General features: G+C 62.3%; 22 protein-coding genes. 12 read left to right on the top strand and 10 right to left on the bottom strand.

Going from position 1 to position 21,783, the window contains the following annotated elements:
* The first annotated feature begins 19 nt into the window (after positions 1 to 19).
* The 7 genes from XM53_RS16995 (at position 20) to XM53_RS16965 (ending at position 4,736) form a co-directional block, all read left to right on the top strand.
* Positions 20 to 826 (top strand): helix-turn-helix domain-containing protein, encoded by an 807-nt coding sequence (locus XM53_RS16995; protein ID WP_057795476.1) that lies wholly within the window; start codon positions 20 to 22, stop codon positions 824 to 826.
* A 114-nt stretch (positions 827 to 940) separates the two neighbouring features.
* The gene (locus tag XM53_RS16990; RefSeq protein WP_057795474.1) at positions 941 to 1,552 is read left to right on the top strand and encodes a ribonuclease D; all 612 of its coding nucleotides are present in this window, start codon (positions 941 to 943) and stop codon (positions 1,550 to 1,552) included.
* A gap of 2 nt (positions 1,553 to 1,554) precedes the next feature.
* Positions 1,555 to 2,178, top strand: a complete 624-nt coding sequence (gene lptC, locus XM53_RS16985; RefSeq protein WP_057795472.1) for an LPS export ABC transporter periplasmic protein LptC — start codon at positions 1,555 to 1,557, stop codon at positions 2,176 to 2,178.
* Positions 2,175 to 2,672 (top strand): lipopolysaccharide transport periplasmic protein LptA, encoded by a 498-nt coding sequence (lptA, locus tag XM53_RS16980; protein WP_057795470.1) that lies wholly within the window; start codon positions 2,175 to 2,177, stop codon positions 2,670 to 2,672. The genes lptC and lptA overlap by 4 nt, the downstream gene beginning before the upstream one ends.
* Positions 2,673 to 3,431, top strand: a complete 759-nt coding sequence (gene lptB, locus XM53_RS16975; RefSeq protein WP_057795468.1) for an LPS export ABC transporter ATP-binding protein — start codon at positions 2,673 to 2,675, stop codon at positions 3,429 to 3,431.
* A gap of 228 nt (positions 3,432 to 3,659) precedes the next feature.
* The gene (hpf, locus tag XM53_RS16970; protein WP_057795466.1) at positions 3,660 to 4,223 is read left to right on the top strand and encodes a ribosome hibernation-promoting factor, HPF/YfiA family; all 564 of its coding nucleotides are present in this window, start codon (positions 3,660 to 3,662) and stop codon (positions 4,221 to 4,223) included.
* 48 nt (positions 4,224 to 4,271) lie between these two features.
* Positions 4,272 to 4,736: a PTS sugar transporter subunit IIA gene (locus XM53_RS16965; RefSeq protein ID WP_057795464.1), complete on the top strand. Its 465-nt coding sequence runs from the start codon at positions 4,272 to 4,274 to the stop codon at positions 4,734 to 4,736.
* Here the strand turns inward: XM53_RS16965 and XM53_RS16960 are convergent.
* From XM53_RS16960 to cysQ, 8 genes are all read right to left on the bottom strand, one after another.
* Positions 4,724 to 6,154, bottom strand: coding sequence for a sulfotransferase family 2 domain-containing protein (locus tag XM53_RS16960; RefSeq protein ID WP_057795462.1), 1,431 nt, complete (start codon positions 6,152 to 6,154; stop codon positions 4,724 to 4,726). The two genes, XM53_RS16965 and XM53_RS16960, sit on opposite strands and share 13 nt — an antisense overlap.
* A complete protein-coding gene (locus XM53_RS16955) occupies positions 6,155 to 7,855 on the bottom strand; it encodes a DUF5927 domain-containing protein (protein ID WP_057795460.1) in 1,701 nt (566 codons plus the stop codon). It abuts the gene before it with no gap.
* 13 nt (positions 7,856 to 7,868) lie between these two features.
* On the bottom strand, positions 7,869 to 8,855 hold the full coding sequence (locus XM53_RS16950) for a glycosyltransferase family 2 protein (RefSeq protein WP_057795458.1): 987 nt from the start codon (positions 8,853 to 8,855) through the stop codon (positions 7,869 to 7,871).
* A 182-nt stretch (positions 8,856 to 9,037) separates the two neighbouring features.
* Positions 9,038 to 10,060 carry a glycosyltransferase family 2 protein gene (locus tag XM53_RS16945; RefSeq protein WP_057795456.1) on the bottom strand — a complete coding sequence of 341 codons (1,023 nt, stop codon included), beginning with the start codon at positions 10,058 to 10,060 and terminating at the stop codon, positions 9,038 to 9,040.
* Positions 10,061 to 10,099: 39 nt separating this feature from the next.
* Positions 10,100 to 11,083 (bottom strand): UDP-glucose 4-epimerase GalE, encoded by a 984-nt coding sequence (gene galE, locus XM53_RS16940; protein WP_057795454.1) that lies wholly within the window; start codon positions 11,081 to 11,083, stop codon positions 10,100 to 10,102.
* Between the two features lie 19 nt (positions 11,084 to 11,102).
* On the bottom strand, positions 11,103 to 12,002 hold the full coding sequence (locus XM53_RS16935; RefSeq protein ID WP_057795452.1) for a UTP--glucose-1-phosphate uridylyltransferase: 900 nt from the start codon (positions 12,000 to 12,002) through the stop codon (positions 11,103 to 11,105).
* A gap of 117 nt (positions 12,003 to 12,119) precedes the next feature.
* Positions 12,120 to 12,920, bottom strand: a complete 801-nt coding sequence (locus XM53_RS16930; RefSeq protein WP_057795450.1) for a 3-deoxy-manno-octulosonate cytidylyltransferase — start codon at positions 12,918 to 12,920, stop codon at positions 12,120 to 12,122.
* The gene (gene cysQ / locus XM53_RS16925; protein ID WP_057795635.1) at positions 12,920 to 13,717 is read right to left on the bottom strand and encodes a 3'(2'),5'-bisphosphate nucleotidase CysQ; all 798 of its coding nucleotides are present in this window, start codon (positions 13,715 to 13,717) and stop codon (positions 12,920 to 12,922) included. Before cysQ ends, XM53_RS16930 begins: the two co-directional genes overlap by 1 nt.
* A gap of 139 nt (positions 13,718 to 13,856) precedes the next feature.
* Here cysQ and XM53_RS16920 point away from each other — a divergent pair, with 139 nt between their 5' ends.
* On the top strand, positions 13,857 to 14,678 hold the full coding sequence (locus tag XM53_RS16920; RefSeq protein ID WP_057795448.1) for an ABC transporter permease: 822 nt from the start codon (positions 13,857 to 13,859) through the stop codon (positions 14,676 to 14,678).
* Complete coding sequence (locus XM53_RS16915; protein WP_057795446.1) at positions 14,675 to 15,286, top strand: SH3 domain-containing protein; 612 nt, start codon at positions 14,675 to 14,677, stop codon at positions 15,284 to 15,286. Before XM53_RS16920 ends, XM53_RS16915 begins: the two co-directional genes overlap by 4 nt.
* A 13-nt stretch (positions 15,287 to 15,299) precedes the next feature.
* On the opposite strand, the gene XM53_RS16910 is transcribed toward XM53_RS16915, so the two are convergent.
* Positions 15,300 to 15,908 carry an alpha-ketoglutarate-dependent dioxygenase AlkB family protein gene (locus tag XM53_RS16910; RefSeq protein ID WP_057795444.1) on the bottom strand — a complete coding sequence of 203 codons (609 nt, stop codon included), beginning with the start codon at positions 15,906 to 15,908 and terminating at the stop codon, positions 15,300 to 15,302.
* Positions 15,909 to 16,119: 211 nt separating this feature from the next.
* On the opposite strand from XM53_RS16910, the gene dnaK reads away from it, so the two are divergent.
* The 3 genes from dnaK to radC all read left to right on the top strand — a co-directional run bounded on the left by dnaK (position 16,120) and on the right by radC (position 20,201).
* Positions 16,120 to 18,036: a molecular chaperone DnaK gene (gene dnaK / locus XM53_RS16905; RefSeq protein ID WP_057795442.1), complete on the top strand. Its 1,917-nt coding sequence runs from the start codon at positions 16,120 to 16,122 to the stop codon at positions 18,034 to 18,036.
* Between the two features lie 65 nt (positions 18,037 to 18,101).
* On the top strand, positions 18,102 to 19,271 hold the full coding sequence (gene dnaJ, locus XM53_RS16900) for a molecular chaperone DnaJ (protein ID WP_057795440.1): 1,170 nt from the start codon (positions 18,102 to 18,104) through the stop codon (positions 19,269 to 19,271).
* A gap of 168 nt (positions 19,272 to 19,439) precedes the next feature.
* Positions 19,440 to 20,201 carry a RadC family protein gene (radC, locus tag XM53_RS16895; RefSeq protein ID WP_057795438.1) on the top strand — a complete coding sequence of 254 codons (762 nt, stop codon included), beginning with the start codon at positions 19,440 to 19,442 and terminating at the stop codon, positions 20,199 to 20,201.
* 3 nt (positions 20,202 to 20,204) lie between these two features.
* Here the strand turns inward: radC and XM53_RS16890 are convergent, their stop codons facing one another.
* On the bottom strand, positions 20,205 to 21,764 hold the full coding sequence (locus tag XM53_RS16890; protein ID WP_057795436.1) for a substrate-binding domain-containing protein: 1,560 nt from the start codon (positions 21,762 to 21,764) through the stop codon (positions 20,205 to 20,207).
* Positions 21,765 to 21,783 lie beyond the last annotated feature (19 nt).

The following is a 21,783-nucleotide window of genomic DNA, read 5'->3' as shown; positions in this document are numbered from 1 at the left end:
CGTCAGGTAGCGTCAGTTCATGACCTCCGACCCCCTGTCCACCAACCTCACCTTTGCCTGCACCTTTCTGCCCTCCATCGCGCATATCTGCCGCCGGATCGGCATCAACCGACAGCAGTTCAACAAGTACCTTTCGGGCCGCGTGCGCCCCTCGCGGCACAACATGCGAAAGATCTGCGAATTCTTCGGTGTGACCGAAGGCGAGCTGCTGATGGAACCTGCGCGTTTTGCCGACCTGATCGCCCTGCGCCGCCTGCCGGGCGGCGAGGTCGAGGCCACGCCCGTCGGCCCCACGCTGCGCCGCCTCAACCAGTTCTCTGGGCCGTTGGAGCGCTATTGCGGCAGCTATTTCAGGTACTTCCATTCATTCAGCAATCCTGGCTGCATCATGCGCTCCTATGCCAGGATCACCCGCCGGGACGGCTATTACCTGTGGAAGAACATCGAGCGCGAGGCGGCGTTGCACGGCGGTGCCCAGGAGGTGTTCAAGTACGAAGGCCTGGTATTCTTCCTCGGCGATCGCATCAACGTCGTGGAAAACGAGTCGACCCTGTCCTCCTCGATCACCCAGATGATCCTCTACCCCTCCTACAGCGCCGGCATCGACTATCTGCTCGGCGTACAAACCGGCGGCCCGCTGCGGCTGGGGCGCAAGCCCGCCGCGTCCCGCGTGGTGCTCGACTATCTCGGGCAGAATGTCGACCCGCGCCGGGCCATGGCGCAATGCGGCCTTCTTCAGCCGGATCAGATCGCCCCCCGGATCGCAAAGCTCGTGCGCAACGAAATGCCCCCCGGCGCCTGGACCTTCGAGGTCGAGCAACTTTGACCGGCCCGGTAACCGCCTGCCCCGCTTTTCGTTGAGCGTCCGCATCTTTTCGCTTAAGCAGGCTCACAATGCGCAGCAGCGCCCTATATACACTCCAAGCAAACGGGGCGGACCATGGCCAACCACCTTTACGACTCCGATCTTCCTGACGGCCTCGACCTCGGCCCTAGCGTCGCGATCGACTGTGAAACCATGGGGCTGAACCCGCATCGCGACAGGCTGTGCGTGGTGCAGCTTTCGGGCGGCGACGGCGACGCGCATATCATCCAGATCATGCAGGGCCAGACCAGCGCGCCCAATCTCGAACGCCTTCTGACCGATGAAAACGTGCTGAAACTCTTCCACTTCGGCCGCTTCGACATCGCCGCGATGTTCAACGCCTTCGGCGCCCTGGCCGCACCCGTCTACTGCACCAAGATCGCCAGCAAGCTGATCCGCACCTATACCGACCGGCACGGGCTGAAATACCTGCTTCAGGAACTGCTTGGCATCGACATTTCGAAACAACAGCAATCCTCGGATTGGGGCGCGCCCAACCTGACCGAGGCGCAACTGGAATATGCCGCGTCCGACGTTCTCTATCTGCATCAGCTGCGCACCGAACTGGACGCCCGCCTGGCCCGCGAAGGCCGCACCGAGCTTGCGCAAAGCTGCTTCGATTTCCTGCCGGCCCGCGCCAGGCTGGACCTTGCCGGCTGGCCCGAAACGGATATCTTCGCGCATTGATCATGGCAACGACGGACAATTTTTATTCTCGGCTCGTGGCGTGGATGAAGATCATCCTGCCGTTGACCGCGCTTGGCCTGTTGTCGACACTGTTCCTGATCTCGCGCCATATCGACCCGACCAAATCCATTCCCATTGCCGAGATCGACCTTGAACAGCGCGCCCAGGATCAAGGCGCGACCAACGCGGCCTTCGCCGGTGTCACCGGCGGTGGCGACGAGGTCATGATCACGGCCGAAACCGCGCGTCCGTCCCCGGAAAATCCGCGCCTGATCAACGCAGAGGATATCACCGCCACGATGCAGCTCGTCTCGGGCACGGTCGTGACCGTCACCTCCGATCGCGGCAACATGGACCAGTCCGATCTCGACGCCTCGCTGATCGGCAACGTGAAAATCGACACCACAACGGGCTACAAGGTGACGACCGAACGCCTGGATGCCAGGCTGGACGTGCTGCACGCCGAAACCCCCGGCCCGGTTTCGGGTGTCGGTCCCCCCGGCGATCTCACGGCCGGCCGCATGGTTCTGACCGGGGACGAGGAAACCGGGCAAGCACATTTGGTTTTCACGGACGGCGTGAAGCTGGTATACACCCCGCAGCCTTCCGAGGACATCGACCAGTGACTCATTCGTTTCGCACATTCATAGCGCTCATCCTTTTTTCTCTTCCGCTGCCCGTGCTGGCCCAGGGCGCGCAGATCGCCTTTGGCAACACTGCACAGGACAGCACGCTTCCCGTCGAGGTCACGGCCGACAATCTCGACGTGAACCAGCAGGACGGCACGGCGGTCTTCACCGGCAACGTGCTGATCGGCCAGGGCGAAATGCGCCTGTCGGCCCCGCGCGTTCTGGTTGTCTACAAGTCAGATCAAAGCGGGATCGAACAGCTTCAGGCCACGGGCGGCGTCACGCTTGTCAGCGGCGAGGATGCCGCCGAGGCGTCGCAGGCCGATTACAACGTCGACACCGGCCTGATCGAAATGGAAGGCGACGTGCTGCTGGTCCAGGGGCCCAACGCGCTGACCGGCGACAAGATGTTCGTCGACACCCGCGCCGGCACCGCCCGCGTCACCGGCCGCGTCAAGACGATCCTTCAGCCCGAGGGCGGCGCCCAGTAAATGGCACGCCCCGATCTGCATATCGCCCACGAAAGCACAGGTCTCGCCGTCGAGAACCTGCGCAAAAGCTACAAGAAACGCGTCGTCATCCGCGACGTCAGCCTGTCATTGCGCCAGGGCGAGGTCGTGGCGCTGCTTGGCCCCAACGGCTCGGGAAAGACAACGACCTTTTATGCCATCGCCGGCCTGATCTATCCCGAAGGCGGCCATGTGCGCATCGACGGTCGCGACGTCACCGGCCTGCCGATGTATCGCCGGGCCAAGCTTGGCGTGGGCTACCTGCCGCAGGAAATGTCGATCTTTCGCGGCATGTCGGTCGAGGACAACATCATGGCGATCCTCGATATCTCCACCGATAGCCGCCACAAGCGCCGCAAACGACTCGAAGAGCTGTTGTCCGAATTTTCCATCGAACACCTGCGCCGCGCCCCCGCGCTGGCGCTGTCTGGCGGGGAACGCCGCCGGGTGGAGATCGCCCGCTGCCTTGCCGCCCAGCCCAAGTATCTTTTGCTGGACGAACCCTTTGCCGGGGTCGATCCCATTTCGGTCGGAGACATCCGCCACCTTGTCGCCGACCTCAAGAAACGCGGCATCGGCGTGCTGATCACCGATCACAACGTCCGCGAGACGCTCGAGATCGTGGATCGCGCCTATATCCTGCACGACGGGCAGGTCCTGATGTCCGGCACTCCCGATGAGGTTGTGTCAAACGAGAACGTGCGCCGCGTCTATCTCGGCGAAAACTTTCGTATATCCTGAGCGAGGTTGCGCCGTCCGTTAACGCAATCTCCATTGACAAGATGCCTAGATCGCGGATCAAATGAGGGTATGACGCTTTCGGTTTTTGCACTGTTCGAGCCGTGCGACCCATCCTCTGGGCCGGGACCGAGCACACAGAAAACGTCATTATATCCCTCACAGAATTGACCTGAATCAGGGCAAATCATCGCCCCCAGGTTACTTCTGTCCGCATGTTGGAGGTTCTGAATGCGCTATCAAATCAGTGGAAAACAAATCGATGTCGGCCAGGCTTTGCAGACTCACGTCGAGAACGAATTGAACTCCATTGTGGAAAAATATGCCGAACGGCCCACGGACGCGCACGTGATCTTTTCCAAGAGCGCGAGCGAGTTTGTCTGCGAGGCGACGGTCCACCTCTCCACCGGTCTGACCGCACAGGCCAAGGCCCACGCGCATGAAATCTATGCTGCTTTCGACGATTGCAGCGAAAAATTGGAAAAGCAGTTGCGCCGCTACAAGCGCCGCCTGAAGGACCATCATCGCGACCGGGCGGAACCTATTGAACTTTCTCAGGCATCCGCCTATATCCTCGCCTCCGAAAGCGATGGGGAAGAATCGGAACCAGAAAGCCTCCAGCCGGTTATCGTTGCAGAGATGGAACATCGGATTCCCTCTCTGTCGGTCGGAGAAGCCGTCATGCAGATGGAGCTTGCCGGCGCACCGGTGCTCGTGTTCCGAAATGAAGGAAAGAATGGGCTGAACGTCGTGTATCGCCGTGATGACGGCAATATAGGATGGATCGACCCGTAAATGATCGAGCAAGCAAGGCGGCGCCGGCCGTCGATGGAGCATAGCTGAATGCAGTTCTCTCAGATTTTGCGGCCTGACGCGGTGCGGGTCTACTCGTCCGTGTCCAGCAAGAAACGCCTGTTGCATGAGCTGGGCAGCATCGCCGAGTCGGTCTATGGCCTCAATCACCAGGCCGTCGTCGATGCCCTGATCGAACGTGAAAACCTTGGTCCGACGGGTGTCGGGCACGGGGTCGCCCTGCCCCATGCCCGTCTGTCCGGCATCGACTCGGTGGTCGGTGCTCTTGTCCTTCTGGAAACGCCGATCGACTTCAACTCGGTTGACCGTCAGCCCGTGGATATGGCCTTCGCCCTGTTCGCGCCCGAAGATGCAGGTGTGGAACACCTCAAGGCGCTGGCCCTTGTGTCGCGCACGCTCCGCGATCCGGCAATCTGCGCCAAGCTGCGTGCGAACGACGATCCGGCGACCCTGCACACCATCATCACAGAGGCACAGTCGGTTCAGGCCGCGTAGGACGTAAAGCCGAACATCATGTAGTCCCGCTGGTAGATGTCGCTGACCAGCGTCTCGATCTCGTCGTCATAGATCTCGTTGATCGAGAATGGCTGATCCGACGCCGGTGTCGCGGGGACCTCCGCCGCGTCATATCCCACCGACGCCGCAAGGCGCGGCAATGCCTCGACCAGGTCATCCTCGCGCAGCACCATGTCCGGCAGGCTGAACTGCGCCATACCCTGCATCACCGACGCCTGCGTCGCCCAATGTGCGTCTACCCGGATATTTGTCTGGCCCGCCAGGTTCGCTTTCAGGAATTCCAGGAAGGCGCCAAAGGCCAACTTGTGCACCTCAACCCCATAATCCTCGTCCGGCATCTTTCCCGGCAGCGGCAGCTTGTGAAAATTCCGAAGCGTCTTGCGGATATCCGCGAAACATCCCGGCCCAGTCTGAAGGATCTTGTCGCAGAACGCGGCATGGGCCCGCGCCACAGGGTGCCGCAACACGGTGAAACTGCGGTGCCCCGGCTTGCGCCGCTTCCACTGCCGCAATTCCTTCTGGTTCAGCTTCGTCGGCAAATCCTCGACCGCCACGCCATCAAGGCCTGCCAGCCAGGCGCACACCTCCGCCTCGGGTCCGGACCGGATTGGCATGTAAAGCAACCCCGCATGTGCCCCTGTCACGAAACCCGGAACCGCCGGCCCCCGGCGCGGCTCGAAATTCGGGGTCCGGGTCAGGTTGAACGGGTCCAGCCCGGCAAACGCCTGCTCCATGTCCTTGAAGTTCGATACCTTGTCTTCCAGCGCACTGGGGTTCTGCTTTTTCAGCGACCCGTCCAGTGCCTCCAGCCGCTCGTCACTGCCAAGAAACTTCGCCAGCCCATTCAGCACGTCAAGATCCTGAAGGTCTTCGTAGGCGATGTAGAACGCCGTCTGACCCGCGGACTGAAGCCGGTTCAGCAACTGCACCTGGAACTCTTGCAGTTTGGTCACATGTGTATCGAACTCGGCCTTGTCGAACCGCACCTGGCTGTCCTTGCGCCGCTTGACGTTGGTCAGCTTCCACTGCCCCGTCGCCTGCGCGATTTTCCAGCTAACATAACTATCCAGTGGATTGCGCGTCAGGATTATCTTGGCGCAGCGCGGATCGTCCAACATCACGTCCAGGATCCTCGGATCGTGGTCGTGGAAATACCGAAACCCGCCCAGCTTGTCCGGAACGTCCCGCACCGCCTTGATCAACTGCATCGGATCGGCATCCCGCGTGTGCTGCGCGACGCCCGCGATCTCGTCGCGGTTGGGGTAGCCGATGAAATGCGGATTGAACGCCTCGCCGAAGCACTCGAAGCTCTCAAAAGCGTTCAGGTTCGCTTCAAGAAAGTTCGAGCCGGTGCGCATCTCGGCGAACACCACGAAATAGTCGAAATTGAATGCCATTCATCGCACCAGGTAGGGTTTGCGTGTCTGCCCCTGCGGCTCGTGCAGGCGATGCTCCACCGGGAAATCCCCCATCAGGTAGGGATGCATCCCCTGGTTCTTGAGGTTCTGCAGGAACTGCCCAAACCCGGTCAGGTCGGCCATCTTGGGCACTTCGGCCAAACCGTGCACGCTTTGCTTGCCGATCTCGTCGATGATCGTCTGCAACGGCTCCATCGGCGCCTCGATGAACTCCGCCATGGTCCAGATGCGCACCCGCGCCTTGCCCCATTGCGAGCGCAGCACGTCCAAGTGCTTGCTCTCGACTTGTTGCAACAGCGCCGCCTCCTGCCGGATGTCGGCGAAGTTCATGTTCGACTTGAACAGCGGCACCGCCCACGCGCCCGAAATGACCGAGATCTGCGCGTTCTGGTCCTTGGCCAGGGACCACTCGATCTTCTTGATGTGGTCGCGCGGTCCCAGCTGGAAACACTGCCGCTCGCCGCGCGTGTTCCAGATCAGGCTCGCCAGAAACGCCTGCGGGTTGTAATCGCGCAGCTTGGCGCTGTCGCTCAGCGCGCCGTTCATAACCGTCTGCCCGTCGGAAAACTCGGCCCGCTCCGGCGCAAACAAATGCCCATGCACCCGCGTGCCCGTGACCTTGGCCAGCCAAGGTTCGAAATTCTCGAACAGGTCGCTGAACCCCTCGAACACAGAGTACTGCGCACAGGTCAGCCCGTTCTCGCGCCCCTCCACCGGAAACCGGCTTTGCATCAGCAGGCCGGGCCGCCCGCGCGTGCGCCGCTCCACCGCCTTGGCAAAGATCCGGTCGATCTTGCCGGGGTTGGGCTCGGTCCGCTTCATCGCGCCTGCCGCGTCGGTCAGGAACGCATTGTAGAGCCGATTGGCAAAGGGCCAGATCTTACGCGCCACGAAACAGTCCGACCGCCGCAAGAGTTGTAGGTGATCGTCATAGAAAATATGCGGCTTGCCCTGGTAGTCGAACTTCGACAGGGTCAACGAACGGCTTTCGATCTGCCTGGAATAGAGCCTTGCAAGGGTCTGGAAATAGCTTTCGTCCGGGATCCACACGCGTTTGAAATAGCTGTCATAGGTTGCCCGCTCGGGGTCTGTCAGGATTGCCGACAAGGTTTGCCGCGTCAGGCACCACCATTGGCTGCCCATATGCGGGACGATCCCGTTGGGGATGCGCCGCTTGTAGCCAATCTTGCGTTGTAGGGCGACATAGCGGTCAAACAGCTTGCGATTGCGCCGCCAAGAAAAGGGAAAGCGCAGAGTGAACCGCTCGTGATCGAGCCCACCGATGGTCCACGGCACATCCGCCGTCGTCGCGCTTTCAATGAAATCGGTCTGCGGCCGCTCTGCCAGATAGTCGATCAGCTCCTGCACAGGGCGCAGCGGCAGGCAAGAGCCGGAGGCAAGATAGACATGCCGCACATCCGGAAAGCTGTTCAACATGATTTCCGACGCTTCCTGCGTCGCCGCAACCAGCCCCCAGGTGCCCCATTCGCAGCGATGGCGCCGGGCGAACTTGACCCTGTCCAGATCCGACAGCGCGTCGATGAACTTGCGGTAGGTTGCGTTGGGCACGTTCCGGTCGGCGTGAATGACCAACGGACAGCCAGACGCGGCCCAATGCCGTGCCACCTGCTCGGCCCGGTCAAAGGCCGTGTGGACCAGCATTATGATGCCGACGCTCACCCTCTGCCCATCCTCATGCCCAGTTTCCCTTGGACATCAGCCCAAGAATTTCTAACTGCCGCCAGTTTATATATTTTTCCGACCATTTGCACCAAAGGTCGGGACTGTCCTGAAATTTCTCGGCATATGATTTGTATTCGACACTCCCGGCATAGTGTTGACCGCGTCGCAGCTCTTCCTCAGCCTTGGCGGTGAAGGTGTTCAGAAACTTCGCGTGCAGCAGGATGCCGCTGGCCTTTTCCCCGCCCCACTCGTCATAGGTCAGGTTCAAGCCCCGCGGCAAAAGCGTGTGGGTCGAACTGATATAGGTATATCGCTTGTCCCACCGCACCAGCGGCGTCTTGTTCAGCGCCGGCGCCTTCTTGGGCCGGTCGGCAAAGAACACACGGCTGCGCGGCCCGCCTTGTATCCACAGGTTGCCGTATTGCCGGTTCTTCTCGATCACGTAATTGCCGGGGTCGAACCATCCCGCAATCTCCAGCGGGTCCTGCCCGGGCAGGTATCGCACGTCATCGATCCGCCCCTTGGGATACATGTCCAGCAGCATCGCGCCGAATGATTTGACCTGGCTGGTGTCCAGCCAGTCGGTCAGTGCCCGGATTGGCCGCGTGTCACAGAACGGGTAAATGAACAGCTCATCGGGATCGACCACCAGCGTCCAGTGACCGTGGCCATATTTGCGCTGCAACCAGTTCAGCCAGTCGACACCGAACTTCGACCCCTTGTAGCTGGCCTTGGTGGTCCAGACCGACACGTCCTCCTGGTCGGCCATGAACTCGCGCCCGCCATCGGTGCTGTCATTGTCGACGATCAGGAAATGCGACACGCCAAGGTTACGGTAATACTGCAAAAAGAACGGCAGGCGCACGAACTCGTCGCGCATGGTGCTGAAAAGCAGAATGTCACCGGGGCGGATCTTGCGCGTGCGGTCCACCACGGGCTTGAGCGCGAAATGCTTGCGAAACGCGCGCACCCTGTGCCGCTTCCGGCGCAGCCGCATGGCATATGACTGCAACAAACTCACTACTCACATCCTCTGGGCCGCCGGACTGACCGGCCGCCATAATACACGCCCCGTGTTAAAACATTCTTTTCCAAAATGACACACCGCCGAAATGGCCGGTTCCGTTCCCCTCCAATCCGTATAAGAGATTGTTTCCAAAACGCAAACAAATCCGCTCCTCAGATCCAGTTGCCTTTGGACATCAGGCCCATCGCCTCCAGCTGCCGCCATCCGATCAGCCGGGTCGAGGTTTCGCACCAAAGATCCGGGTTTTCGGTCAGCGCGTCGTAATAGCTATCGTATAGATCGCTGTTGGCAAAATGCTCCTGCCGCTGCTTCTCCTCGGCGGACCGGTCCACCACCGTGTTCAGGAACTTCGTGTGCAGCAACACGCCCGACAACCGCTCACCCCCCGCCTCGTCGTAGACCCGGTTCAGCCGACGGGGCAACAGCGAATGCGCGCTGCTGACATAGGCATATCGACGGTTCCACTTCACCAGGGGCATCTTGCCCATCGTCGGCGCCCGTTCGGGCCGGTCGGCAAAGAACTTGCGCGCCCGCACGCCGCCTTGGATCCACAGGTTGTGCAGCTCCGGCTTCTTCTGGATCATGTAATTGCCCCCATCGAACCAGCACAGCCGCTCGAACGGATCATCACCCGCCTCGTAAGGATGCACCGCCAGCGGGCCCTTGGGATACATGTCCAGCATCAGCACCCCGAATGAATCGCGCCCCGATTGCTCCAGCCTGTCGACCAGCGCGGGCAGGGGGCGCGTTTCGTGATGCGGATAGATCAGGATCTCGTCGGCATCCAGCGTCAGGCACCAATGCCCATGCCCGTGCTTGATCTGCAACCATGTCAGCCAGTCGACGCCGAACCGCGACAGCTTGTAACTGGCCTGCGTCCGCCACAGCGACACGTCCTCTTGCGCCTCAAGGTAATCGCGCGTGCCGTCGTCGCTGTCATTGTCCACGATCAGAAAATGCCGCACGCCCAGCGCCCGGTGATGCGCCAGAAAGAACGGCAGGCGCACCGCCTCGTTCCGCACGGTGGAAAAGCACAGGATGTCCCCCGGCGCGATCCGGCCGGTGCGGTCCACCACCGGGCGCAGCTGCCGCCGCTTGCGCAGCGCGCGGTACAGCAGGCGCCGGCGCTTCCACCGAAGCCTGTACGCCTCCCATGCCTGCGAAAGCACGTTCATCCGTCCTGCCTGACCCTTCTTGCGACCGCAGGGTCGGCGTTATTTGTCGTAATGTCCAGTTTGATGCCACCGCCAGGCATCGCGGATCATCTCGTCCAGGGTCGACCGGCCCGGGCTCCAGCCCAGCTCCGATACCGCCCGCGCCGAGCCGGACACCAGCTTGGTGCAGTCCCCGGGCCGGCGCAGCCCTTCGACAACTGGCACGTCCTTGTTGGTGATACGGCGCGCGTGGTCGATCACCTCGCGCACGGAAAATCCGCTGCCGGTGCCAAGGTTGAACACCCGGCTGTCCTTGCCGCTCTCCAGCCATTTCAGGCCCAGAACATGCGCATCCACCAGATCGCAGACATGCACGTAATCTCGAATGCACGTGCCGTCGGGCGTGTCGTAATCCGTGCCGAATATCGTCAGCGCATCGCGCTTGCCGTCGATCGCATCCAGGATCAGCGGCACAAGGTGGGTTTCGGGCTGGTGGAACTCGCCCACCTTTGCCTCGGGATCGGCGCCCGCCACGTTGAAATACCGAAAGATCACGTGCCGCAGACCGTGCGCCGCCTCGAAACCGGACAGCATGTCCTCGATCGCCCGCTTCGACGCGCCATAGGCGTTGATCGGCGCTTGCGGGCTGTCCTCATTCAGCACCACGTTGTCCTGATCGCCATAGGTGGCACAGGTCGAGGAAAACACGAACTGTTCGCAGCCCGCCGCCACCGCCGCCTCCATCAGAACCAGCGAGCCGGTGACGTTGTTGTCCCAGTAAAGCCCCGGCTCGCGCATACTCTCGCCCACTTGGCTCAGCGCGCCGAAGTGCAAGACCGCGATGGGCTGATAGGCCGCAAACACCGCGTCCAGCCGCGCCCGATCGCGCAGGTCGCCCTGCTCGAATGGACCGAACTTCACGGCATCCGCCCATCCGGTGCTCAGGTTGTCATAGGTAACGGGTGTATAGCCGGCATCTGTCAGCGCCTTGCAGGCATGTGAGCCGATATAGCCCGCGCCGCCGGTGACAAGTACATTCGGCAATTGGCGCCGCGCTCCTTCGCTACTGCGCGGCCTTGGCGGGCTGCACCACATCGGTGATATAGCTGAGCAGATCGTCGCGCAGCTCGGGCCGGTTCAGCGCAAAGGCCACCGTCGCCTGCAAGAAACCCGACTTCGAGCCACAGTCGAACCGTTCACCCTCGAACCGATAACCAAGAACCTCTTCGCCTTCTTCCCGGGCCGCGTCAATGGCATCGGTCAGCTGAATCTCTCCACCGGCGCCGGTCTGTTTCTTGTTCAGTTTCTGCAAAACCGTCGGCGTCAGGATATAGCGCCCGATCACGGCCAGGTTCGATGGCTGCTCGCCGGGGGCGGGTTTCTCCACCATGCCCTTGGTCGAAACGATCCGGCCCATGTCTTCCTTCACGTCCAGCACGCCATAGGCCGAGGCCTTGTCCGCAGGCACCTCCATGGCGGCGACCATGTTGTTCTCGCCATCGGTTTCCTTGAACGCTTCGGCCATCTGCGCCAGGCACGACTTTTCCGCCGCGATCACGTCGTCGGGCAGGATCACCGCGAAGGGCTCGTTGCCGATCAGCCGCCGCGCGCACCACACCGCGTGGCCCAGGCCCAGCGCCTTGTTCTGGCGGGTATAGGCGATCTCGCCGCTGTCCATGTTGGTGGACTTCAGGATCTCCAGCAGCTCGTCCTTGCCCTTCTTGCGCAGCTCCTGCTCGAGCTGGGGCGCGTTGTCGAAGTAATCCTCCAGCGCGCCCTTGCCACGCGAGGTGACAAAGATGAATTCCTTGATCCCGGCTTCACGCGCCTCGTCGATGGCGTATTGCACCAGCGGGCGGTCGACCAGCGTCATGATCTCTTTCGGAACCGATTTGGTCGCCGGCAGAAACCGCGTGCCAAGCCCGGCCACGGGGAAAATCGCTTTTGTAAGTTTTTTGCGCATCTAAAGCTCCTCAGCCGCTTGCGGCAACTCGTACAAAGAAGACCCATGTCACACGCCGGAATACAACCGGCTCAATGTGGCGAACCTGTGAAATCAGGTCCGGTTTCTTCGCCATGCCTACGACATGTGCATATCCCGCATCATGCCTTCTATCCTTTCAATATCTTCCGGGTTGTTTAGTTCCCAGAACTGCCGACCACGCGCCTCGACCTCGACACACAGGATCGAACGCCGATTTTCGAGGAAACGCAGCTGCTCAAGCCCTTCCAGCGTCTCCAGCGGACCCGTCGACCAGGTGCCGTAAGCACTTAGCGCCTCGGGTCTGTAGGCATAGACCCCCACATGGTGAAACACCGGCGTCTCTTCCGCGTCGCCATACACCCGCGAAGTGTAGGGCACCACCTCTTTCGAGAAATAGAGGGCATGGCGCGATTGGCCGAAAACCGCCGTCGTACCACCGACCCGGCCATTGGCGCGGTCTTGCAGGAAACCGTTCAATGCCCGCCCGTCGCAGCGCAGTACCGGCGTGGCCACGTCGGTCTCGGGGTCCCGGCGCATCCCGGCGATCAGGTCCTCGACGAACCAATGCGGCGTCAGCGGCGCGTCGCCCTGCAAGTTCACCACGATCTCGTAATCGCCGCCCAGCTTTCCCAGCGCCTCGGCACAGCGTTCGGTCCCGTTGGCGCAGTCGGGCGACGTCATCACCACCTCGGCGCCGAACGCACCGGCCGCCTCTTCGATTCGCGCGTCATCCGTGGCCACGACCACACGGTCGACGCCCGAAACGCTCGTGGCCGCCAGCCAGCTGCGCTCGATCAGGCTCTTTTCCGTGCCGTCCGCGCCGCGCAGCACGGCCAAGGGCTTGCCCGGATAGCGGCTCGAGGCATAGCGCGCCGGGATGACCACCAGTACACTCATCAGGCGGGCTTCAACTCGACCTTGGGGGCATGGGCAATAAAGAACGGGTTGGCATACGCGTCCTTGCCGTATTTCAACGGCGTCTGGTCATCGAACCGCACCACGTGACCCCCGGCGCCCAGCAGAACCGCATGTCCGGCGGCGGTATCCCATTCCATCGTCCGGCCAAGGCGCGGATAGATATCCGCCTCTCCCGTCGCGATCAGGCAGAACTTCAGCGAAGATCCCGCGCTTTTCATGTCCTTGACGGCATACTTGCCGATGTAATCATCCGTCGCCTGGTCGCGGTGCGATTTGCTGGCCACCACCATCAGCGCGCCGTTGTCCGGGTCGGACACGCCGATCTCGGTCAGCGCCCCCGACCTGTGCCGCGCAAAAGGTCCGGTTTCCTCGACCGATGCGCCATCGGGACGGGTAAAGAACATCCGGCCCTTGGCTGGCGCATAGACCACGCCGCGCGTCGGCACGCCGGCCTCGACATAGGCGATGTTCACCGTGAAATCGCCGCGCCGATTGATGAATTCCTTGGTCCCGTCCAGAGGATCGACGATCAGGAACGTGTCGGCCTGCTCACCGTGGGTTTCGGCCTGTTCCTCGGTGATCAGCGCGACGTCCGGAAATGCGGCGCGCAGCCCCTCCGATATGATCCTGTCCGCCGCCTCGTCCGCCGCGGTCACCGGGCTGTCATCCGATTTCACCTTCACGTCGAAATCGTCCGCGTCGTAGATCTCCATGATCCGATCGCCGGCTTCCAGCGCCAGGCGCCGCATGACCGTGACAAGTTTGTCGTAATCCAATGCCTGCTCCATATCTTTTATCCAACGCACAAAGGCGTTTGTTGCGGGACCGCTGCGCGCCCCTTATGGTACGTCACTAACGGGACGGCAAGAATTCCGTGCGAGAATTTCCCAACAAGGCGGTTGATCCAGACAGGTCATGTTCCAGAACACGCGCAAGAAATCGGTTCTCTCGTCCATCGTGACGATTTGCGAGCTGATCTATCACACCACGGTCCGCGACGTGCGCAGCACGCATGGCAACGCGTTCATGGCGCTGTTCGTCAGCATCAGCACCGCGATCATCTTCGTTCTTGCCTTCTACCTGATGTTCACGGTTCTCGGCCTGCGCGGGGCCAAGCTGCGCGGCGACTTCCTGCTCTACATGATGTCCGGGGTGTTTCTCTACCTGACGCATATCAAGGCGCTGGGTGCGGTCGCGGGGGCTGCGGGTCCGTCCTCGCCGATGATGCAGCACGCCCCGATGAACACGATCATTTCCATCACGTCCGCCGCGCTGGGCGCGCTTTATATCCAGGTCCTGTCGGCGCTGGTGATCCTGTTCATCTATCACACCGCCTTTCAACGCATCGAAATCGCCGATCCCATCGGCGCCTTCGGAATGCTATTGCTCGCCTGGTTCACCGGCTGCGGCGTCGGCCTGCTGATCATGGCGGCGAAACCGTGGTTCCCCACGGCCGTCAACCTGATCCAGATCGTCTATACCCGCGCCAACATGATCGCCTCGGGCAAGCTCTTCGTCGCCAACACGCTGCCCGGCTACATGCTTGCGATGTTCGACTGGAACCCGCTATTTCACTCCATCGACCAATGCCGCGGCTTTGTCTTCGCCAACTACTTCCCGCGCAACACCAGTGTCGAGTATGCCGTCATCGTGGGCTGCGTCCTGCTGATCCTGGGTCTTCTGGCCGAATTCTACACGCGCCAGTTCGCCTCCAGCAGCTGGTACGCCCGCCGATGAAAACGCTTCTTTCGGCCTTTCTGCTCTTGCTGTCTGCGACATTCGTCCAAGCCCAGGCGCTGCCTGCGTTCTACGACGTCTCCGGCGTGGCTCCCGATGACGTGCTGAACGTGCGCGCCGGGCCGGGTGTCGGCAACTCCATCATTGCCAAGCTGACCGCCGACGCCCGCTTTGTCGAGGTCGTGGCCTTCGACGAAAGCCGCGAATGGGCGCGCGTCAACGTGGACGAGACAACGGGCTGGGTCGCCTTGCGATTCCTCGACCGGCGCCCGGATCAGCCTGACGATCAGCTGCCCCGCCCCCTGACTTGCACGGGAACCGAGCCGTTCTGGTCGCTCGATGTCGCCAGCAGCGCCAGTGCCACGCTCGATCGCATGGACGACGACGCCATCTCTGTCGCAACGCTCGACCCCGTCACCTCGGAAAACCGTACCGACCGCTACGCGATCTTCGGACAGTCCCAAACCCAGGTCTTCACCTTCATGTTCCAGCGGGACGCCTGCACCGACGGCATGTCCGACCGCTTTTACGGCATGAGCGTGGACCTTTTCGTCACCGAAGACTCCGGCGTCACTTACCTCACCGGCTGCTGCAACCTTGCGCGCTGACCGCCCGTCGGCGTCAATCCACCACCCGGCATGTCAAGTTGATCCGCCCCGGCGCATCCAGCAGCATCGAGGTGCCAGGCTTGATCCGGTCGATCCCGTGATAGGTCAGCCGCGCGTCACCCCCCATCACCACTACGTCCCCGGATTGCAGCCAGTGCGATTCCGTCTTGCCGCCCCGCGTCGCGTTCCCGATGCGGAAAAGCCCCTCGTCGCCCAGCGACACCGACAGCACGGGCCAGCTGAAATCGGCTTCGTCGCGGTCCTGATGCATCCCCATCCGCGCGTCTGCGTCATAGAAATTGACCAGACAGCAATCCGGCATTCGCGCGTGGCTCACCAGGTCGCCCCACACCGCCAGAACCTCGCCCGGAATCGGCGGCCATGCCATGCCTTCGGGGTGTCGCTCTTCGTACCTGTACCCCCGCCGGTCCGACACCCAGCCATAGCGCCCCGCCGAGGTCATCCTGACCCGCATCGGTTTGCCATAGGGCGTCATCGGCGAAAACAGCGGCGCGGCACGCACCACGCCCCGGATCGCCTCCACCAGCGCGGCCTGCTCCGCCGTATCAAGATATCCCTTGAAAATGCGAAAGCCACGTATCTCCAGCGTCTCTTCGGTCATGACGAACTGGATTCCATCGAATCCGCCAAATTAAAACCCGATTCCTGCGATTCACCGCTTTTCAACCGCTTGCAGGGTCATATTCCCCTGCCTATATACCGTCCGAAGCGCAGAGACCGCTTTCGGGATCTGCAACTCACACGGTGGCCAGATGCCTTTGACGGGTCCGGTCGCCCCTCAATCGCCTTAAGAACAGAAGGGATCGAAAAACATGTCCAAAGTCATTGGTATTGACCTCGGAACCACCAACAGCTGCGTCGCCATCATGGATGGCAGCCAAGCCCGCGTCATCGAAAACTCCGAAGGCGCCCGCACCACCCCCTCGATCGTCGCCTTTACCGACGACGAGCGCCTTGTCGGCCAGCCAGCCAAACGCCAGGCGGTCACCAACCCCGAGAACACCATCTTTGGCGTCAAGCGCCTGATCGGTCGCCGCGAGGATGACAGCGATCTGGCCAAGGACAAGAAGAACATGCCGTTCGAAGTGATCGACGGTGGCAATGGCGACGCCTGGGTGCGCGCCAAGGGCGACAAGTATTCGCCCAGCCAGATCTCGGCCTTCATCCTCGGCAAGATGAAAGAAACCGCCGAAAGCTATCTCGGCGAGGAAGTGACGCAAGCCGTCATCACCGTGCCCGCCTACTTCAACGACGCCCAGCGTCAGGCCACCAAGGACGCCGGCAAGATTGCCGGTCTCGAAGTGCTGCGCATCATCAACGAGCCGACCGCGGCCGCGCTCGCCTACGGCCTCGACAAGGAAGACACGCAAACCATCGCGGTCTATGACCTTGGCGGCGGTACCTTCGACGTGACCATCCTCGAAATCGACGAGGGCCTGTTCGAGGTCAAGTCCACCAACGGCGACACGTTCCTCGGCGGTGAAGACTTTGACATGCGTATCGTCAACTACCTTGCCGACGAGTTCAAAAAGGAACACAGCGTCGACTTGACCAAGGACAAGATGGCGCTGCAACGCCTGAAAGAGGCCGCCGAGAAAGCCAAGATCGAGCTTTCCAGCTCGTCCCAGACCGAGATCAACCAGCCGTTCATCTCGATGGGCTCCAACGGCCAGCCGCTGCACATGGTCATGAAACTGACCCGCGCCAAGTTGGAAAGCCTGGTGGGTGACCTCATCACCAACTCGCTCAAGCCCTGCAAGGCCGCGCTCAAGGACGCGGGCCTCTCGGCCAGCGATATCGACGAGGTCGTTCTGGTCGGCGGCATGACCCGTATGCCAAAGGTCGTCGAGGAAGTGACCAAGTTCTTCGGGAAAGAGCCCCACAAGGGCGTGAACCCCGACGAGGTTGTCGCCATGGGTGCCGCCATTCAGGCCGGCGTTCTGCAAGGCGACGTCAAGGATGTCGTCCTTCTGGACGTCACGCCGCTCTCGCTCGGTATCGAAACCCTCGGTGGCGTCTTCACCCGCCTGATCGACCGCAACACCACGATCCCGACCAACAAGTCGCAGATCTTCTCCACCGCCGAAGACAACCAGTCGGCCGTGACGATCCGCGTCTTCCAGGGCGAGCGTGAGATGGCCGCGGACAACAAGCTTCTGGGTCAGTTCAACCTCGAGGACATTCCGCCGGCCCCGCGCGGTATGCCCCAGATCGAGGTGACCTTCGACATCGACGCCAACGGCATCGTCTCTGTTTCGGCCAAGGACAAAGGCACGAACAAAGAGCAGAAGATCACGATCCAGGCGTCGGGCGGTCTGTCCGAGGAAGACATCGAGAAGATGGTCAAGGACGCCGAGGCCAACGCCGACGCCGACAAGGAACGTCGCGCCCTGGTCGAGGCTCGCAACCAGGCCGAAAGCCTCATCCACTCGACCGAGAAGTCGATGGAAGAGCATTCGGACAAGGTCGACCCGTCCACCATTGAGGCGATCGAACTGGCCATCTCGGCCCTCAAGGACGACCTCGAGAAAGAGGATGCCACTGCCGACAAGATCAAGGCCGGCATCCAGAACGTGACCGAGGCCGCCATGAAACTGGGCGAGGCGATCTACAAGGCCAGCCAGGAAGACGGCGACGACGAGCCTGCCGCGGCCGACGAAATGGGCAAGGACGATGAAGACATCGTCGACGCCGATTTCGAGGACCTCGACAACGATAAACGCGCCTAAGCGTCAAACGGACAGGCAGGGGGCGCACCGGCGCTCCCTGCTCTCCGATACAAAGGAGATATCCGATGGCCAAACGCGATTATTACGAGGTTCTTGGCGTCTCGAAAGGCGCCAACGCCGACGAGATCAAAAAAGCTTACCGCACTAAGGCCAAAGAGCTTCACCCCGACCGCAACAAGGACAACCCCAACGCCGAGAAGCAATTCAAGGAGGCGGGCGAGGCCTATGACATCCTGAAGGACGCCGAAAAGAAAGCGGCCTATGACCGCTTCGGCCACGCGGCCTTCGAGGGCGGCACAGGTGCGGGCGCACGTCCCGGTGGCGGGTTCGGCGGCGCCGGTCCGGGTCAGGGTGATTTCGCCAGCGCGTTCTCCGACGTGTTCGACGACCTGTTCGGCGATTTCATGGGCGGCGGCGCCCGTGGCGGTGCCGGCGGACGTCAGCGCGCCGCGCGTGGCGCCGACCTGCGCTACAACCTGCGCGTCAACCTCGACGAAGCCTATCGCGGCCTTCAGAAAACCATCAACGTACCCACCTCGGTGGCCTGTGACGCCTGCGACGGCTCCGGGGCCGAAGGCGGCGCCGAGCCGACCACCTGTCCGACCTGTTCGGGCATGGGCAAGGTGCGCGCACAACAAGGGTTCTTCACGGTCGAACGCACCTGCCCCACCTGCTCGGGCCTGGGCCAGATCATCAAGAATCCGTGCAACGTGTGTGGCGGCCAGGGCCGTGTGCAGAAAGACCGCTCGCTTTCGGTGAACATCCCCGCCGGCGTCGAAATCGGCACCCGCATCCGCTTGGCGGGTGAGGGCGAGGCTGGTATGCGCGGGGGTCCTGCGGGCGACCTCTACATCTTCATCGAGGTCGCGCCCCACAAGATCTTCGAGCGTGAGGACACCAACCTCTTTTGCCGCGTGCCAGTGTCCGTGGCCAAGGCCGCGCTCGGCGGCGATATCGAGGTGCCCACGATCGACGGCGGCCGCAGCCGCGTCAAGATCCCCGAAGGCTCGCAATCGGGCCGCCAGATGCGCCTGCGCGGCAAGGGTATGCCCGCCCTGCGCGGCGGAGGTCACGGCGACATGTTCATCGAACTGGCGGTCGAAACACCCGTCAACCTGACGGCGCGGCAAAAGGAAATCCTCAAGGAATTCGACACGCTGTCAGAGGACAACAACCCCGAAACCAAGAGCTTCTTCAAGTCGGTGAAGGGCTTCTGGGACTCGATGAAAAGCTGACGTACAGAGGTGATCCTCGGGCTCGACCCGAGGTTCTCCTGACCTTGCAGATCCCGGATCAGGTCCGGGATGGCGTCGCGCCAACGCAAAGCCCCACCCCGGGCCTGACCCGGGGCCTCCTTCCAGCCATTAACCGTTCGCTAACCTTCTCGCACCACTCTCACGCGTATGCCCGACTCGCGCGCCTTCAAGGAAATTCCCCTGCCGCTCTTCGACAGCGACGAGGTTCCCGTTTCCGCGAACGCGCCCGGCAAACAACCCTCCTACATCCGCGACCACCGCAAGCGCCTGCGCGACCGCTTCATGTCCGGCGGCGCCGACGCCCTGCCGGATTACGAGATGCTCGAACTGGTGCTTTTCCGCGCCATCCCCCGGCGCGACGTCAAGCCTCTGGCCCATGCCCTGCTTGAACAGTTCGGCAGCTTCAACGCCGTCATCTCCGCACCTTTCGACCAGCTTTGCAGTGTTCCGGGTATCGGCGAGGCGGTGGTCTGCGAACTCAAGGTGGTCGAGGCCGCCGCCCACCGACTTGCGCGGTCCCGTGTCGCGCAACGCCCCATCGTCTCCAGCTGGGACGCCCTGCTGGAGTACTGCCATACCGCCATGGCGCACCGGGATATCGAGCAGTTTCGCGTCTTTTACCTCGATCGACGCAATACGCTCATCGCCGACGAGGAACAGGCGCGCGGCACCGTCGATCACGTGCCGGTCTACCCGCGCGAGGTGGTCAAACGCGCGCTGCATCTCAACGCCAGCGCGCTGATCCTCGTGCACAATCACCCCTCGGGCGATCCCACGCCGTCCCAATCCGATATCGACATGACCATCCAGATCGAAACGGCGGCAAACGCGCTCGGCATCACGCTGCACGATCACATCATCATAGGAAAGTCGTGCGAGACCAGCTTTCGCGCGCAAGGCCTGATTTAGACCCTATCTCACCCAAACCTCGACCCGACGGTTGATCCGCCGCCCCCATCCGGTGCCGTCGCAGGCCATCGGCATCGCTTCGCCAAAGGCTTCAAGGTCCATGCCGATCCGGTCCATGTTCGCCGTTTCCGCCGCCGCCACCACCGCACTGCGCACCGCCTCGGCCCGGCGCAGCGCGATCCGCCGGTTGTTCTCGGCCGGGCCCGCCCCGTCGCTGAACCCAACGAACACCAGCCGCCGCGCGTCGAACTTGCCGACCTCCATCGCCCGCGCCAGCTGCGCCACGTTCGAGCGCGACTGCGCATCGAGCCGCGCCGACCCGGCCTCGAACCGAAAGGTCGTGGTCAGGCGTTTCAAAGGCGTCAGCGCGGCGACCATGCGCTGCAGTTCCTCCAGCCCCAGCTCGTCTCCAGCCTGCGCAATGGCATTGGCAAACCGATCTCCCTGCTCGTCGATCCCGATCTCTTCGGGCGCCTGGTCGACGAACCCGGCCCGCCGGATCACCAGCTGCGCTGACGGGTCCTTGAGATACGCCAGGAAATCGCGACCCAGCTTCGGCAACCGCCGCGCCGGCAGGTACAGGAACATCGGCGCGGTCAGCGGGTAGTCCTCGGTCTTGACCGCGCGCCGCGTGGCGCGCAGCGCAAAACCGCACTCTCCGCTCAGCGCCAGCGCCAGCGTGTTCCCCGTCTCCGCCCGCGCCGTCAGGCCCAGCGCGAACGGGTCCCCTGCCACCGCCTCGGCCAGCGACACGCCATCGGCATGGCGCGTGACGGTCTCGGCAAAGCTCACGCCCGCCGGGCGCAGCACCAGATCCTCGCTCGCCTGTCCCAGCCCGGATCGCGCGTCAAACATATGCACCGCGACCGGCGCATCCGGCCCACCTAGCATGTTCCAATTGTCGATCTTCCCCGACAGCACCTCGGCCAGCTGTGTCAGCGTCACCTGCTGCACCGGGTTCGACGGCGCCACCACGGGCACCAGCGCCTCCAGCGCCATCACCCGCCCGCGTCCCTTGGCCGACATGTCGCCCAGCGCCGCATCCTTGCCCAGTCGCACTTCGTCGGCGCGGATCTCGCGCATCGACATGGCGATGTCCGCCACATCCGCGATCAGGTCGGCAAAGCCTTCGTCGGAATTGGTCAGCCGAAACTGGAACTCGCCCACAACGCGCGCCTCACCCGGGTCGTGGATCGACAACAGCACGCTGCCGTCCTCAAGCGTCTCGCGTGCCATGTCATAGCCTTCGCGAATGGCAAACGCCTCGACCAGCGCCGGCATCAGCAGCCGACCGATCGTCGGTGCGCCGGAAAACACCACCTGCGCCACGTAGGTATCCAAGTTGGGACACCCCGGCCCCGCGCAATCCACGCCCGAGCCATCCACGGTCAGTTCGCCATACACCGTATCCACCCGATAGAATTCGCCATCAAATCCCAAAAGGTTGCCGGTGATCTCGACATTCCCGTCGCGCGACGTCAGGGTCACATCCTGGGCGATCCCCGGAAACGCGCCCGCAAAAAGGAAAAGTGCGGCGTAAGCCGCCGCACATAGCATTTTCATGGATGCCCTCGGATCTCAG

Source organism: Roseovarius atlanticus (assembly GCF_001441615.1).
GTDB lineage: Bacteria > Pseudomonadota > Alphaproteobacteria > Rhodobacterales > Rhodobacteraceae > Roseovarius > Roseovarius atlanticus.
Note: the sequence above shows the minus strand (reverse complement) of the source record. Positions and strands in the feature narration are given on the sequence as shown.

Coding starts and splice junctions, on each gene's coding strand:
- lptC (WP_057795472.1), top strand. CDS start 1,555: ATGGCAACGACGGACAATTTTTATTCTCGGCTCGTGGCGTGGATGAAG.
- XM53_RS16990 (WP_057795474.1), top strand. CDS start 941: ATGGCCAACCACCTTTACGACTCCGATCTTCCTGACGGCCTCGACCTC.
- XM53_RS16915 (WP_057795446.1), top strand. CDS start 14,675: ATGAAAACGCTTCTTTCGGCCTTTCTGCTCTTGCTGTCTGCGACATTC.
- XM53_RS16950 (WP_057795458.1), bottom strand. CDS start 8,855: ATGCGGCTGCGCCGGAAGCGGCACAGGGTGCGCGCGTTTCGCAAGCAT.
- hpf (WP_057795466.1), top strand. CDS start 3,660: ATGCGCTATCAAATCAGTGGAAAACAAATCGATGTCGGCCAGGCTTTG.
- XM53_RS16890 (WP_057795436.1), bottom strand. CDS start 21,764: ATGAAAATGCTATGTGCGGCGGCTTACGCCGCACTTTTCCTTTTTGCG.
- XM53_RS16920 (WP_057795448.1), top strand. CDS start 13,857: ATGTTCCAGAACACGCGCAAGAAATCGGTTCTCTCGTCCATCGTGACG.
- XM53_RS16935 (WP_057795452.1), bottom strand. CDS start 12,002: ATGCGCAAAAAACTTACAAAAGCGATTTTCCCCGTGGCCGGGCTTGGC.
- XM53_RS16910 (WP_057795444.1), bottom strand. CDS start 15,908: ATGACCGAAGAGACGCTGGAGATACGTGGCTTTCGCATTTTCAAGGGA.
- dnaK (WP_057795442.1), top strand. CDS start 16,120: ATGTCCAAAGTCATTGGTATTGACCTCGGAACCACCAACAGCTGCGTC.
- XM53_RS16995 (WP_057795476.1), top strand. CDS start 20: ATGACCTCCGACCCCCTGTCCACCAACCTCACCTTTGCCTGCACCTTT.
- radC (WP_057795438.1), top strand. CDS start 19,440: ATGCCCGACTCGCGCGCCTTCAAGGAAATTCCCCTGCCGCTCTTCGAC.
- XM53_RS16965 (WP_057795464.1), top strand. CDS start 4,272: ATGCAGTTCTCTCAGATTTTGCGGCCTGACGCGGTGCGGGTCTACTCG.
- XM53_RS16945 (WP_057795456.1), bottom strand. CDS start 10,060: ATGAACGTGCTTTCGCAGGCATGGGAGGCGTACAGGCTTCGGTGGAAG.
- XM53_RS16930 (WP_057795450.1), bottom strand. CDS start 12,920: ATGAGTGTACTGGTGGTCATCCCGGCGCGCTATGCCTCGAGCCGCTAT.
- lptB (WP_057795468.1), top strand. CDS start 2,673: ATGGCACGCCCCGATCTGCATATCGCCCACGAAAGCACAGGTCTCGCC.
- XM53_RS16960 (WP_057795462.1), bottom strand. CDS start 6,154: ATGGCATTCAATTTCGACTATTTCGTGGTGTTCGCCGAGATGCGCACC.
- dnaJ (WP_057795440.1), top strand. CDS start 18,102: ATGGCCAAACGCGATTATTACGAGGTTCTTGGCGTCTCGAAAGGCGCC.